This window comes from Acetobacter musti (assembly GCF_011516835.1).
In the GTDB taxonomy this organism is placed as follows: domain Bacteria; phylum Pseudomonadota; class Alphaproteobacteria; order Acetobacterales; family Acetobacteraceae; genus Acetobacter; species Acetobacter musti.
Map to the genome: position 1 here is coordinate 1 of NZ_WOTB01000125.1, position 615 is coordinate 615.

The 615-nt window shown below is 57.4% G+C and carries 1 protein-coding gene; it reads left to right on the top strand.

Annotated elements, in window-relative coordinates; translation table 11 throughout:
* The coding region (locus tag GOB93_RS21030; protein ID WP_173585285.1) for a transposase at positions 1-438 on the top strand (438 nt) is incomplete at its 5' end.
* Positions 439-615 lie beyond the last annotated feature (177 nt).

Below are 615 nucleotides of genomic sequence, written 5' to 3' on the forward strand. Positions count from 1 at the left end.
GCCAAGGCCGAATGGCGCCACGGCAACCGCTATCATCGCTTTATTGTCACCACGCTACCGCAGGGAATGTCCGACCCCCGCCATCTCTACGAACAGATTTACTGCGCACGCGGGGATATGGAAAACCGCATCAAGGAATGCCAGATGGATCTGTTCTCAGACAGGACCTCGTCCCACACCATCCGGGCCAACCAGCTCCGGCTGTGGTTCTCGGCCGCAGCCTATGTCCTGCTGACCGCTCTGCAAAGACTGGCCCTTGGCCAGACCAGCCTGGAGACGGCGACCTGTGGCACCATACGCGCACGACTGCTCAAAATCGCGACACGTGTAACGCTCAGCGTCCGTCGGATTGTCCTGTCCATGCCGGACATGTTCCCCTGTCAGCATGAATTCGCCCTCGCTCATGCACGATTGCGAAGGCTCCGGCAGGCCATCTGAAGAAACAGACAGTGCACAGACCACATAGCTTCCACCAACACTGCCTTCTCAGGCCGTGACACCCTCACTGCGTTCAGAACCCGCCGCCAGAAGCAGAATATCGTCAATATTCCAGATCGGGCTCCTGTGGGATGACTGAATTCTACAAAATGACCCGAAATTGCCTCAAGTGTGAGA